10 protein-coding genes are annotated in these 13742 nt (G+C 73.3%); 6 read left to right on the forward strand and 4 right to left on the reverse strand.

Going from position 1 to position 13742, the window contains the following annotated elements:
* Positions 1 to 177 precede the first annotated feature (177 nt).
* The 4 genes from NMK34_RS09500 to NMK34_RS09515 all read left to right on the forward strand — a co-directional run bounded on the left by NMK34_RS09500 (position 178) and on the right by NMK34_RS09515 (position 5394).
* Positions 178 to 846, forward strand: coding sequence for a response regulator transcription factor (locus NMK34_RS09500; RefSeq protein WP_018788976.1), 669 nt, complete (start codon positions 178 to 180; stop codon positions 844 to 846).
* Positions 843 to 2009, forward strand: a complete 1167-nt coding sequence (locus NMK34_RS09505) for a HAMP domain-containing sensor histidine kinase (protein ID WP_318333062.1) — start codon at positions 843 to 845, stop codon at positions 2007 to 2009. Before NMK34_RS09500 ends, NMK34_RS09505 begins: the two co-directional genes overlap by 4 nt.
* Positions 2010 to 2213: 204 nt before the next feature.
* A complete protein-coding gene (locus tag NMK34_RS09510; protein WP_318333063.1) occupies positions 2214 to 4760 on the forward strand; it encodes a malectin domain-containing carbohydrate-binding protein in 2547 nt (848 codons plus the stop codon).
* Between the two features lie 247 nt (positions 4761 to 5007).
* Positions 5008 to 5394, forward strand: coding sequence for a VOC family protein (locus NMK34_RS09515; protein ID WP_318333064.1), 387 nt, complete (start codon positions 5008 to 5010; stop codon positions 5392 to 5394).
* A gap of 59 nt (positions 5395 to 5453) precedes the next feature.
* Here NMK34_RS09515 and NMK34_RS09520 read toward each other — a convergent pair whose 3' ends face one another.
* The 4 genes from NMK34_RS09520 to NMK34_RS09535 all read right to left on the reverse strand — a co-directional run bounded on the left by NMK34_RS09520 (position 5454) and on the right by NMK34_RS09535 (position 11071).
* Complete coding sequence (locus tag NMK34_RS09520) at positions 5454 to 6200, reverse strand: hypothetical protein (protein ID WP_318333065.1); 747 nt, start codon at positions 6198 to 6200, stop codon at positions 5454 to 5456.
* A gap of 188 nt (positions 6201 to 6388) precedes the next feature.
* Positions 6389 to 8455, reverse strand: coding sequence for a 3-hydroxyacyl-CoA dehydrogenase NAD-binding domain-containing protein (locus NMK34_RS09525; RefSeq protein WP_318333066.1), 2067 nt, complete (start codon positions 8453 to 8455; stop codon positions 6389 to 6391).
* Positions 8452 to 9645 carry a thiolase family protein gene (locus NMK34_RS09530; RefSeq protein ID WP_318333067.1) on the reverse strand — a complete coding sequence of 398 codons (1194 nt, stop codon included), beginning with the start codon at positions 9643 to 9645 and terminating at the stop codon, positions 8452 to 8454. The genes NMK34_RS09525 and NMK34_RS09530 overlap by 4 nt, the downstream gene beginning before the upstream one ends.
* 103 nt (positions 9646 to 9748) lie before the next feature.
* Positions 9749 to 11071, reverse strand: coding sequence for a ribonuclease D (locus tag NMK34_RS09535; protein WP_318333068.1), 1323 nt, complete (start codon positions 11069 to 11071; stop codon positions 9749 to 9751).
* Between the two features lie 232 nt (positions 11072 to 11303).
* Between NMK34_RS09535 and NMK34_RS09540 the strand changes: the two genes are divergently transcribed.
* Together NMK34_RS09540 and NMK34_RS09545 are read left to right on the forward strand one after the other, a co-directional pair.
* On the forward strand, positions 11304 to 12803 hold the full coding sequence (locus NMK34_RS09540) for a S1C family serine protease (RefSeq protein ID WP_318333069.1): 1500 nt from the start codon (positions 11304 to 11306) through the stop codon (positions 12801 to 12803).
* An 86-nt stretch (positions 12804 to 12889) separates the two neighbouring features.
* Positions 12890 to 13699 (forward strand): hypothetical protein, encoded by an 810-nt coding sequence (locus NMK34_RS09545; RefSeq protein ID WP_318333070.1) that lies wholly within the window; start codon positions 12890 to 12892, stop codon positions 13697 to 13699.
* Positions 13700 to 13742: the final 43 nt, after the last annotated feature.

Consider the following 13742-nt stretch of genomic DNA (forward strand, 5'->3'; position numbering starts at 1 on the left):
GTTCGAGGTGACTCTGCGAGCCCGGTCACTGTGTGTGACACGACCCTGAAGCGACGTCGGGGCTACGCAAAGTGACAACCGCGATTCGCGCGGCGGCCGCTTCGGAGATCGGCTCCTCCGGCGGCCGGTTTTGCCTGCCGCACTAGGTTGTCAGGGGTCACGAGGTGGGAGGCCGGGATGCGGGTACTGGTGGTCGAGGACGAGCGCAACCTCGCCGACGCGATCGCGCGTGGGCTGCGCAAGCGCGGCATGGCCGTCGACGTCGCCTACGACGGCGACGCCGGGCACGAGGCGGCGTTCGTCACCCGCTACGACGTGGTGATCCTGGACCGCGACCTGCCCGGCGTGCACGGCGACCGGATCTGCGCCGACCTGGCCGCCTCCGGCGCGCTGACCCGGGTGCTGATGCTGACCGCCAGCGGCACCGTCGCCGACCGGGTGGAGGGGCTGCAGCTCGGCGCCGACGACTACCTGGCCAAGCCGTTCGCGTTCGACGAACTGGTGGCCCGGGTGCAGGCGCTCGGCCGGCGCGCCACCCCGGCCGCGCCGCCCGTGCTGGAGGTGGCCGATCTGGTGCTCGACCCGGCCCGCCGGGTGGTGAGCCGGGGCGGCGTGCCGCTCGACCTCACCAACAAGGAGTTCGGCGTGCTCGCCGAACTGCTCAAGGCGCGCGGCGCTGTGGTGTCCAGCGAGGAACTGCTGGAACGGGTCTGGGACGCCAACACCGACCCGTTCACCACAATCGTCCGGGTCACCGTGATGACGTTGCGCAAGAAACTCGGCGACCCGCCGCTCATCGACACGGTCGTGGGCGCGGGGTACCGCATCGGTGGGGTACGCCAGTGAGTGCGCCGGCCACGCGCCGGGTACGGCCGACGCTGCGGCTGCGGCTGACCCTGCTCAACGGGGTGCTGCTGGTCGGCGCCGGGGCGATCCTGGTGCTGCTGGCCTGGCTGCTGGTCCGCGACGCGCTGCGCCCCACCGACGAGCTGCTGCCCGGCACCACTGTGGTGCTCAGCGACGGGCGCACCCTCGACGCCGGGGAGTGGCAGCGGCAGCTCGTCGACGCCGCGTCGCAGGAACTGCTGGTCAAGGGACTGCTGGCGCTGGCGGCGATCAGCGTGGTCGGGGTGGCCGGGGCGTACCTGGTGGCCGGGCGGGCGTTACGCCCGCTGCACCAGGTCACCGCCACCGCCCGCCGGCTCGGCGAGGCCACGCTCGACGAGCGGATCGGCTGGTCCGGCGCCGACGACGAGCTGGCCGAACTGGCCGAGACGTTCGACGCGATGCTCGACCGGATCAGTGGCGCCTTCGAGGCGCAGAAACGGTTCGTCGCGAACGCCTCGCACGAGCTGCGGACGCCGCTGGCGGTGATGCGTACCGAAATCGACGTGACGCTCAGCGACGACGACGCCGACCTCGCCGAGTACCGCCGCATGGCCGGCGTGGTGCGCGACGCCTCCGAGCGCGCCAACGGCCTGGTCGACGCGCTGCTGGTGCTGGCGCGCAGCGAGGCGCAGACCGGCCGGCGGCTGGGCCGGCGCGCCGAGTCGGACCTCGCCATCGGCACCGCCAACGCCCTCTCCGCGGTCTCCCGGGAGGTGGAGCGCATCGGCCTGAAGGTGCACACGTCGCTGCGCCCGGCGCCGGTGGTCGGCGACCCCGGCCTGCTCGACCGGCTCGCGGGGAACCTGGTGGAGAACGCGGTCCGCTACAACCACCTGCACGGCCGGATCTGGGTACGCACCGGCACCGACGGCGAGCGGTCCTGGCTGGTGGTGGGGAACACGGGCTTCGAGGTCGCCCCGGCCGACGTACCCGGGCTGTTCGAACCGTTCCGGCGCGGCGGCCAGGAACGCACCGGCGCGCGCGGCTCCGGTCTCGGCCTGTCGATCGTGCGGGCCGTCAGCGACGCGCACGGTGGCACGGTGAAGGCGGTCGCCCAGCCCGGCGGCGGCCTGGAGGTGACTGTCACGCTTCCGTCGGCCGACCCGGCCGCGGCCACCTGACCGCCGAGCCGGCCCGCCCGGCCGGTGAGACGGCCTCACCTTTTCGTGCGGGCGGCCTCGGCTGTCCTGGCCGGACCCGACGGTGGTCGGCCCCCGGCGCACGGTGGTCGGGCAGAATGCGCCGCCCGCGCTGGACGCGGAGCCGGGGATCAACGGAGAGTAAGCGCAGCGACGCCTCACCCTGCTCACCCACCGGAGCTGCCCGTGACCCACCACTCGGCCCCGCGCCGCCGCCGCATCCTCGCGGTCCTCACCGCCGGCGCCCTCACCGTCGCCGGCCTCTCCCCGGCCACGCCCGCGGCCGCCGCCGCGCCCGGCCACGACAAAGTGGTCCACACCGTCCCCGCCGCCGCCTCGCCCGACGTCCAGGACGGCTCGGTCGACGCGATCCACGACGCCGGTACGAAGATCATCGCGGGCGGCTCCTTCACCCGGGTGCAGAACCGCAACTCCGACGTCGACATCCCCCGGGACTACCTGCTCGCCTTCGACAAGGCCACCGGGCAGGTGGACACCGCGTTCGCGCCGACGCTCGACAACGAGGTGACGGCGGTCGTCGCCGGTCCCACGGCGGGCACGGTCTTCGTGGCCGGCAAGTTCAACACCGTCAACGGCGTGACCCGGCGCAAGGTGGCCCTGCTCGACGTCGCCACCGGGGCGGTCGTCACCAGCTTCGCGCCGCCGGCGTTCAACGGGCTGATCAAGGACATCGCGCTGGTCGGTGACCGGCTGCTGGTCGGCGGCATCTTCACCACGGCCGGCAACCCCAACCCGCGCGGCGGGCTCGCCTCGCTCGATGCCACCACCGGCGCGGTCGACAGCTACCTCACCACCACGCTGACCGAGAACCACAACTGGGACGGCGTCAGCGGCGCCAAGGCCGGCGTGGGCGCGGAGAAGCTCGCCGTCTCCCCGGACGGCACGCAGCTCGTCGTCATCGGCAACTTCAAGAAGGCCGACGGGGTCCTGCACGACCAGATCGTCAAGATCGACCTGGGTGCCACCGCCGCCACCGTCGCGGACTGGAACACGGCCCGCTACACGCCGCGCTGCAAGTGGCAGTCGTTCGACTCGTACGTCCGCGACGTCGCGTTCTCCCCGGACAACAGCTACTTCGTGGTGGTCACCACCGGCGCACCGTACGGCGGGACGCTCTGCGACACCGCGGCCCGCTGGGAGGCCGGCGCGACCGGCGACAACCTCCAGCCGACCTGGGTCGACTACAGCGGCGGCGACACCTTCCTGTCCGTCGGCATCAGCGAGCAGGCGGTCTACGTCGGCGGTCACCTCCGCTGGCTCAACAACACCGCCGGCGCCGACAACGCCCGGGCCGGCGCGGTCGGCCGGGCCAGCATCGCCGCGCTCGACCCGGTCAACGGCCTGCCGCTGTCCTGGAACCCGGGCCGGCACCCGCGCGGCATCGGCGCCTCGGAGATGCTCGTCACCGAGTCCGGTCTCTGGGTCGGCGGCGACACGCTCTGGATCGGCAACTTCCAGTACCGCCGGGAGCGGATCGCGTTCTTCCCGCTCGCCGGCGGCAAGGCCCCGCACCCGACCAGTACCGCCACGCTGCCCGGCAACGTCTACCAGGCCGGCCTGCCGAAGCCGACGAACGTGCTGTACCGGGTGAACGCCGGCGGCCCGCTGGTCGCCGCCACCGACGGCGGACCGGACTGGGCGGCCGACACCAGCTCCAGCCCCAGCCCGTACCACAACACCGGCAGCTCGGCCTCCAGCTTCAACACGGTCGGCAGCCTGGACGCGACGGTGCCGGCCGGCACCCCGGCCGCGCTCTACAGCGACGAACGGTACGACCCGGCCGGCGGCGCGGAGATGCTCTGGCAGTTCCCCGTACCCACCGGCACCGAGGTGCACGTGCGGCTCTACCTGGCCAACCGGTACGACGGCACCTCCGCCCCGAACACCCGCGTCTTCGACGTGGCGCTGGACGGCACCGTCGTCCTCGACGACCTGGACCTGTCCGCCAGCGTCGGGCACAACGTGGGCACCATGCGGGAGTTCACGGTGACCAGCGACGGCACCGTCGACATCGAGTTCCGCCACGTCAAGGAGAACCCGCTCGTCGACGCCGTCGAGATCGTCAAGACCGGGCCTCCGCCGGCCGGTACCGGCGAGGAGGTGCAGGTCCGCTCGTACGACGGCCTGACCGGCGTCGGCGCGCCCAGCCCGGTGGCGAACCCGGACGAGACCGTGTGGTCCGCCACGCGTAACGCGTTCTGGGTCGGCGGGACGCTGTTCTACGGTGCCGAGGGCGCGCTGTGGCGGCGTACGTTCGACGGCACCACGTTCGGCACGCCCGAGCTGGTGGACCCGTATCACGACCCGTACTGGGACACCGTGGTGACCAACTCCGGCCCGGCCGGGCAGACGTACGTCGGCGCGACCACCGGCTTCTACGCCGAGATCCCCAACGTGACCGGCATGTTCTACCGGGACGGGCGGCTCTACTACTCGCTGAGCGGGCAGAACGGCCTGTTCTGGCGCTGGTTCACGCCGGACAGCGGTGTGGTCGGTGCCGACCGGTTCACGGTGGCCGGGGCGAGCGGGTTCGCCGACGCGGGCGCGCTGTTCGCGGCCGGCACCACGCTCTACAAGGTGAACCGGAGCACCGGTGACCTGTCCGCCGCCGACTGGACGGGCGCCGCTCCGTCGACGACGTTCACGGTGCGCAGCGGCCCGGCGGTCGACGGCGTCGACTGGCGCGCGAAGGCGGTGTTCGTCGGCCCGTAAGGAAGGGCCCCTTCTTAACGCCTGCGGTAGAGGAAGGGCCCCTTGTTAACGCCTCGCTGTTAACAAGGGGCCCTTCCTTACCCCCGAGCGGGGTTGTGTGCGCGGCGCGGGCGATGGAATGATCAACCGGTCAGCCCGAGAGGTGGAAGGGGGTGTGGTCGATGTCCGTCGTGAACCGTCCCGCGCCCCGCGTTCCCCGCTGACCTTCCCACTCCGCCGGGGCGCGCTCCCCACAGGAGGAAACACCGTGAGTGCACAGATCCACTGCGTGACAGTCGAGACCGACGACCCGTACGCCCTGGCCGGCTGGTGGGCCCGCGTGCTGGACCGCCGGCTCGCCGACGACGACCACCCGGGCGACCCGGAGGCGGTCCTCGCCGCACCCGGCGGGCACGGCCCCGACCTGCTGTTCGTCCAGGTGGGCGAGCGGCACGGCAAGGGCGCGTTCCACCTCGACCTGCACCCGGCCGAGGGCACCCGGGACGAGGAGGTGGCGCGGCTGCGCGACCTCGGCGCCACGCTGGTGGCCGACCGGCGCCGGCCGGACGGCACCGGCTGGGTGGTGCTGGCCGACCCGGAGGGCAACGAGTTCTGCGTGTGCCGTAGCGCTGCGGAACGGGCCGCGTCCGCCTGATCCGGAAACGACACCGGGCCCCCGCCGTGACGGCGGGGGCCCGGGTGCGTGAACCGGTGTCAGTCCTGCTTCTCGATCTCGCCGCGCATCGCCACGAACTCCGACTGGAGCTCGGCCGCGGACTTGAAGTAGACCACCACCATGCCGAGGCTGCCCCGGTCGGCCCAGATGCAGACGGCCACCGGTACGTCCGACGCCTTGCCGTCGGAGCACTTGGCGTCGCCGCCCAGCGGGCCCGCGTCGACAGTCTTGAAGTCCTTGGTGGCCAGGTCCGGGGTGACCGCCGCGGTGGCGTCGGCCAGCTCCTTCTTCGGGTCCGCCATGACGCCGGACACGGCCACGATCATGACCAGGTCCTTCTTGGCCGGGTCGCCGTAGAACGCACCGACGGTGCTGGTCGCGTCCGGCACGTCCTTGCTGAGCTCGGACTTCATCTGCGCCGCGGCGGACTGCAGCTGCGGGTCGGTGACCTTCGCCCGGCCGCCGAGCGTCTGCGGCTCGACCACCCGGGTCTTGGTGGCGGTGACCACCTCGTCGACCGTGTCCTTCGTGGCGAAGTAGGCGGCGACACCGCCGCCGACGCAGAGCACCAGGACCACCGCGAGGACGATCAGCAGGATCTTGCCGACGCCGGACTTCTTCTTCGGCGGGACCGGCGCACCGAGCTGGCTGCCGTACTGCGGCTGCTGCGGAGTCTGCGGGTAGTCACCGCCGTACTGCGGCTGCTGCGGCGGCTGGAAGCCACCGGGCTGTTGCTGGGGGGAGGGGTAGTTGCCGGAGTAGGGACTGGACGGCGGCTGGGACATGTAGGCAGCTCCTGTGAGAAAACTGGACGCGTGATCGTAGCCAGCACCACCGACAACCCGCTGTCCGCCCAAGGGCGGGGACACCAAACCGCGACCTACCCGTGACCTGGGCCGTAGACGCCGATCGCGGTGGCCGGACCGTCCGGAACGGACAGCCCGGCCACCGCGATCGATGCGTTGCGGTCGCCTCAGCGCAGGCTTGCCACGCCGCGCGGCAGGAACCGCTTGCCGGTCACCCGCTCGGAGGTGCCGGTCCGGTCCAGGTACGGCGTGACGCCGCCCAGGTGGAACGGCCAGCCGGCGCCGAGGATCATGCACAGGTCGATGTCCTGCGCCTCGGCGACGACGCCCTCGTCGAGCATGAGCCGGATCTCCTGCGCCAGCGCGTCCAGCGCGTTCTGCCGGACCTGCTCGGCGGTGAGCGGCTCGTCGCCGACCACCAGCAGCTTCGCCACCTCGTCGTTGATCTGGTCGTCGACCACGATCGGCTGGCCCGAGTCGGCGATCCGCTTGAGGTTCTCGCTGACGCCGAACCGGTCCGGGAACGCCTCGTGCAGGGTGCCGCCGACGTGGTACGCCACGGCCGGCCCGACGAGCTGCAGCAGCGCCAGCGGACGCATCGGCAGGCCCAGCGGGTCCAGCGCGCTGTTCGCCACGTCCAGCGGGGTGCCCTGGTCGACGGCGGCGAAGACGGTGCCGAGGAAGCGGGTCAGCAGCCGGTTCACCACGAACGCCGGGGCGTCCTTGACCAGCACCGACGACTTCTTGAGCTGCTTGCCGACAGCGAACGCGGTGGCCAGCGTGGCGTCGTCGGTCCGCTCGCCGCGGACGATCTCCAGCAGCGGCAGCACCGCGACCGGGTTGAAGAAGTGGAAGCCGACGACCCGCTCCGGGTGCTCCAGCTCGGCGGCCATCTCGGTGATGGACAGCGAGCTGGTGTTGGTGGCGAGCACCGCCTCCGGCTTGACGATCTTCTCCAGCTCGGCCCAGACCTGCTTCTTGACACCCAGGTCCTCGAACACGGCCTCGATGACGAAGTCGGCGTCGGCGAACACGGACTTGTCGACCGAGCCGGACACCAGGCCGTACAGCTTGGCCGCGGTGCCCTTGTCCATCCGGCCCTTGCTCACGGCCTTCTCGATCTGGGTGTGCACGTAGCCGACGCCGGAGTCCACCCGGGACTGATCCAGGTCGGTCATCACGACCGGCACCTGAAGACGCCGGGCGAACAGCAGCGCGAGCTGGCTGGCCATCAGGCCGGCGCCGACGATGCCCACCTTGGTGACCGGACGGGCCAGGCCCTTGTCCGGCGCGCCGGCCGGGCGCTTGGCCCGCCGCTGCACCAGGTCGAAGGCGTACAGGCCGCTGCGCAGCTCCTCGGAGAAGACCAGGTCCGCGAGGGCCTCGTCCTCCGCCGCGGTGCCGGTGGCGAAGTCGGCGTCCTTCGCCGTCTCCAGCAGATCCAGCGCCTTGTACGCGGACGGTACCGCGCCGTGCAACCGCTGGTCGAGGGTCTGCCGGGCGAAGTAGAGCACGCCCGCCCACATGTCCTTGTCGACCTCGGGACGGGTCACGGTGACCTCGCCCCGGACGACGCCGGCGGCCCACTCCAGCGACCGCTCCAGGAAGTCGGCCGGCTCCAGCAGCACGTCCGCGATGCCCATCTCGGCCGCCTGCTTCGGCTTGAGCATCTTGTTCTGCATCAGCGGGTTCTGGATGATGACCTGCGTCGCCGCCGGGATGCCGATCAGGTTCGGCAGCAGCTGCGTACCGCCCCAGCCCGGGATCAGGCCGAGCGAGACCTCGGGCAGCGCCAGGGCCGCCGCGCCCGCCGACAGGGTCCGGTAGTGGCAGTGCAGCGCCAGCTCCAGGCCGCCGCCCATCGCCGCGCCGTTGACGAACGCGAAGGTGGGGACGGCGCTGTCCTTGAGCCGGGCGAAGACCCGGTGGCCCAGCCGGCCGATCTCCAGCGCCTGGTCGCGGTTCTCCAGCGCGGGCAGGCTGGTGATGTCCGCGCCCACGCAGAAGATGTACGGCTTGCCGGTGACCGCGATGAACGCCGGCTCCGCGGCCAGCGCGGCGGTGATCGCCTCGTCCAGGCTGGTCAGACCGGCCGGGCCGAAGGTGTTCGGCTTGGTGTGGTCGAAGCCGTTGTCCAGGGTGATGAGGGCGGCGGGCCGGTCCAGCCCGGGTACGGCCACCTGGCGCAGCAGCGCCTTGGTGACGACCTCGTTCGGTGCGGCGAGCGCGCTCACTTGTTGCCCTCCCAGTGCGGGTTCTCCCAGATCACGGTGCCGCCCATGCCGATGCCGATGCACATGGCGGTGAGGCCGTAGCGGACCTCGGGGTGCTCGGCGAAGTGGCGGGCGAGCTGGGTCATCAGCCGGACACCGGAGGACGCGAGCGGGTGACCGATGGCGATCGCGCCGCCCCACGGGTTGACCCGCGGGTCGTCGTCGGCGATGCCGAAGTGGTCGAGGAAGGCGAGCACCTGCACCGCGAACGCCTCGTTCAGCTCGAACAGGCCGATGTCGTCGATGCTCAGGCCGGCGATGCGCAGCGCCTTCTCGGTCGAGGGGATCGGGCCGATGCCCATCACCTCGGGCTCGACGCCGACGAAGCCGAACGACACCAGGCGCATGCCGACCGGCAGGCCCAGCTCACGGGCGGTGTCCTCGGCGACCAGCAGCGCGGCGGTGGCGCCGTCGTTCAGGCCGGCCGCGTTACCGGCGGTGACCTTGCCGTGCGGCCGGAACGGGGTCTTCAGGCCGGCCAGCTTCTCCATCGAGGTGTCGCGGGGCGCCTCGTCCACGGTGGCCAGGCCCCAGCCCGCCTCCGGGTCGCGGACCGCCACCGGCACCAGGTCGCCCTGGAGCTTGCCGTTGGCGTACGCCTTCGCGGTCTTCTGCTGCGACGCCAGCGCGAACGCGTCGGTGCGCTCCTTGGTGATGTGCGGGACCCGGTCGTGCAGGTTCTCCGCGGTGGAGCCCATCACCAGGGCGGACGGGTCGACGAGCTTCTCCGCGACGATGCGCGGGTTGGGGTCGACGCCCTCGCCCATCGGGTGGCGGCCCATGTGCTCGACGCCGCCGGCGATCGCGACGTCGTAGGCGCCCATGGCGATGCCGCTGGCCACGGTGGTGACGGCGGTCATCGCGCCGGCGCACATCCGGTCGATGGCGAAGCCGGGCACGGTCTTGGGCAGGCCGGCCAGCAGGGCGGCGGTGCGGCCGATGGTCAGGCCCTGGTCACCGATCTGGGTGGTGGCGGCGATGGCCACCTCCTCCACCTTCTCCGGCGGCAGTTGCGGGTTGCGGCGCATCAGCTCGCGGATGCAGCGGATCACCAGATCGTCGGCGCGGGTGTTGGCGTACATCCCACCCGCCTTGCCGAACGGGGTACGGACGCCGTCGACGAAGACGACATCCCGAACTTCACGGGGCACTTGGAGCCTCCCTCGGCACGGGCATTTCCCCGGATGCTACTCGCCAGTAACCAGACGTGGCACCACCCCCCGCGTGGCCCACCTCACACCCCGCCCGCCGCCGTCACGACTGCGGGGTGCGCAACGCCTCCGTGAGCGCGGGCAGGAGCAGCCCGATCTGCCACTCGCGCGCCCCGAACCCGCGCAGCGTCTCCGCCACCGTCTCGTCGGTGATCTCCGCGGGTGGCTGCCACGCCAGCCGGCGGATCGAGTCCGGCGCGATCAGGTTCTCCGCCGGCAGCCGGTGCGCCCCGGCCGTGCCGACCACGACCTCCCGGGCCCGGGCCAGCCGCCCGGCCGCCACCGGGTCGCGCTCGGCCCACCGGTGCGGCGGAGGCGGCCCCTCCACGGCCGGGCTCACCGGCAGCGCGTCGTCCGGCAACTGGCGCGCGTCGTCGAGCGCCGCCAGCCAGGTACGCGCCAGCCGGCGCACCGACCGCCCACCGAACCCGGGGAGCGTGAGAAGCGTCTTCTCGTCCTTCGGGTCCAGCTCGGCGGCGGCCACGATGGCCGAGTCGGGCAGCACCCGGCCCGGCGCGGCGTCCCGGCGGGAGGCGATCTGGTCCCGCGCGTACCAGAGGGAACGCACCCGGGCCTGGGCGCGCGCGCCGCGCACCCGGTGGATGCCGGACGTGCGCCGCCACGGCTCGGCGCGCACGCGCGGCGGGCGGGCACCGTTGCGCACCAGCGCGTCGAACTCCTCCGCCGCCCAGCCGGACTTGCCCTGCCGCTGCAACTCCTCGTCCAGCGCGTCGCGCAGGTCCACCAGCAGTTCCACGTCCAGCGCCGCGTACGTCAGCCAGGACTCCGGCAGCGGCCGGCTCGACCAGTCGGCGGCCGAGTGGTGCTTCTCCAGGCTGAACCCGAGCAGCTGTTCGGTCAGCGCGGCCAGGCCGACCCGCTCGAACCCGGCCAGCCGGGCGGCCAGTTCGGTGTCGAACAACCGGCGCGGGCGCAGACCCACCTCGGCCAGGCAGGCGAGATCCTGGCTGGCCGCGTGCAGCACCCACTCGGTCTCGGCGATCGCCGCGTCCAGGGCGGACAGGTCGGGCAGCGGCAGCGGGTCGATGAGCGCGGTGCCGGCGCCGCCGCGGCGCAGCTGCACCAGGTAGGCGCGCTGGCTGTAGCGGTAGCCGGAGGCACGTTCGGCATCGAGGGCCACCGGGCCGGTGCCGGACGCGAAGCGGGCCACCACCTCGTCCAACTCGGCGGGTGTGGCCACCGGGGCGGGCGTGCCGTCGCGCGGCGCGGTGAGGGGGACGGCCGCGCCCGTGTCGGTCTCGGTCCCCGCGTCCGCCGGCTCCGGCAGGGCCGACGTCGGAGAAGCGGACGCCTCTCCGGTACGGCTTTCGGCGGCCCGACGGCGCAGGGGTGGTTCGTCGGTCACCTGACAACCCTAGTAGGCCGGACGATCCGGTGTGCGCAGCCGGTCCGGCGCGTGTCGGCGCGATGGCCGTCAGGTGACCGGAAAGGTGCGGGTTGCGGGGCCGTGAGAGGGTCGGACAAGGGGGAAGACAAAGCCCGTTCCCGCCGGTACGGTCCATCGAGCCGCGAACGGCGTACGGGTGCCGCAGCGGGTCGGGGGGCGTCGGCGAGGCCGACGGGGAGGACGGGCGAGCATGACAGGCGGGTACGGAACCGGCGACGACGTGCCGGGGCAGGGCGGCGAACCGGCAGCCGATCGGCCGGGACCGCTGCCGCCGCGTTTCGCCCCGCCCGCCGGTTCGGCAGCGGTGCCGGGATCGTTCCCCGGTGGATCCGAGTGGGCCGGCACCCCCGGCTACCCGGCGCGGGCCGCCGTCCAGCCGTCCGCCGGCTACCCGGGCCGCCCGGACCAGGCCGGGACGCCGCAGACGACGCCCTACGCGGCCTCGTCCGGCGTCGCGACCCCGCCCGCCACGACCCCGCCGGGCCAGCCGTCCTACGGCTCCGCGCCGGCCGAGCCGGGCCGGTCGTCCTACGGCACCACACCTGGCCAGCCGTCCTACGGCTCCGCGCCGGGCCAGCCGTCGTCCTTCGGCACCGTGCCGGCGCAGACCTCCCGGTCGGCCGCCCCGGCGTACCCGGGCCAGCCGGCCGCCTCGCCGTCGTACCCGGGCCAGCCGGTCTCCGCGTCACCGTCCTATCCGGGCGGGCCGGGCTCGTCGTCGTACCCGGACCGGGCACCCACCGCACCGGCCTACCCGGGCCCGTCCGGCAGCGGCCCGTCGTACCCCGGCCAGCCCGTGTCCGCGCCCGCCTACCCGGGTCAGCCGGTGTCGGCGCCGTCCCAGCCCGGTTCCGCGTACCCCGGTCAGGCGGCCCCCGCCGGCGGCCCGGCCGGCTTCGGCGCTCAGCCGGCGCGGCGCAGCCGGATGGCGGTGGTGGCGCTGGCCCTGGCCGCGGTGCTGGCGGTGGTCACCGGCGTGCAGGCGTACCAGATCTACCGGCTCGACGACCGGCTCGCCGCCGCCGACAAGCGGATGGCCGAGGGGCAGGGCGCGGACGCCGACCGGCTGGACGGCCTGGAGCAGCGCGCCGGCAGCCTGGAGAAGCAGGCCGACGCGGCCTTCAACCCGGAGGCGGTGGCCAGCGCGGTCCTGCCGAGCGTGTTCCGGGTGCGGGCCGGGCAGTTCACCGGTACCGCGTTCGCCGTCGGAAAGGCCCCGTCCGGCGGCGGCACCACGCTGCTGACGAACTTCCACGTGGTCGAGTCGGTCTTCACCGCCGGTGAGCGCAAGGTGTTCCTGGAGCGCAAGGACCAGCGGTTCGAGGCGACGATCATCGCCACCGACAAGGACAAGGACCTGGCGCAGTTGCAGACCAGCGCCAAGTTCACCGGACTGGTCGCGGCCCGCGCCCCGGTGCGGTCCGGCCAGCAGATCATCGTGGTCGGCGCACCGCTCGGGTTGCAGGACAGCGTCACCACGGGCGTGGTCAGCGCGTTCCGCGAGGACGAGCGCGGCGGCGGCCCGGTGATCCAGTTCGACGCGCCGATCAACCCGGGCAACTCCGGCGGTCCGGTGATCAACGGCTCGAAGGAGGTCGTCGGCATCGCCACGGCCAAGGCCCGCAACGCCGAGGGCATCGGGCTGGCGGTGCCGATCAAGACCGCCTGCGACCGGTTCCGGCTCTGCTGACGGCGGCCACACCGGCTCGGCCGCACCGCATCGACCCCGGCCCATCGGGCCACCCCGCGGGGGACCAGCACATCTGGAGGAACGACATGTCCTACCCACCGGCCGGGGGCGACAACCCGCCCCCGGCGCCGGGGGGCACGGTCTACGGCAACGTGTACGGCAGCCGGCCCGCGCCCCAGCAGTACGACCCGAACCAGCCCGCGCCGACCCTGCACCAGCCCGCCGCGCCCGACGGCGCCCCCGGGTACGGCGGATACCAGCCCACCGCGCCGGGACAGCCGGGCTACGCGCCCGGCGCCGCCCCGGTGCCCCCGCCGGCGCAGCCGATGTCGGCGCCGCCGGTCTCCGTCCCGCCGGTCTCCGGGCCCGGCTACGCGCAGCCGATGTCGGTCCCGCCGGCGTCCGCTCCGCCGGTGTCCGGCCCCGGCTTCGCGCCGCCGCCGATGTCCGGGCCGCCCGGCCCGTACGGCCCGGTGGGCGCCGCGCCGGCCGGCGGCCGGAGGTGGGCGCCGCTGGTGCTCGGCCTGGTGGCCGCGTTGCTGTCCGTCTTCGGCGGCGTGATGACCTTCCTGTACGTCTCGGCGAACGGCGACCTGGACGAGTCCCGGCAGACGGTCAGCCAGCGGGACGGCACGATCTCGGCGAACCAGCAGGAGATGGAGAAGCTCAAGGGTGAGCTGAAGGCGGTCCAGGAGCGGCTGTCGGACACCCAGCAGGATCTGACCGGCACCAAGAACGACAGGGACGAGCAGGCCCGGCAGAAGAAGGTCATCGCGAACTGCCTGGACAAGCTGACCACGGCCATGGCGGCGGCGTCGCGCGGCGACCGGGCTGCCTTCGAGGCGGCCAGCAAGGGTCTGGACAAGATCTGCGACGAGGCCGAGAACTACCTCTGACCGGCGTCCACCGAAGGCCGTCCCGGTTCGTCCGGGGCGGCCT

Source organism: Micromonospora sp. BRA006-A (assembly GCF_033433935.1).
GTDB lineage: Bacteria > Actinomycetota > Actinomycetes > Mycobacteriales > Micromonosporaceae > Micromonospora > Micromonospora aurantiaca.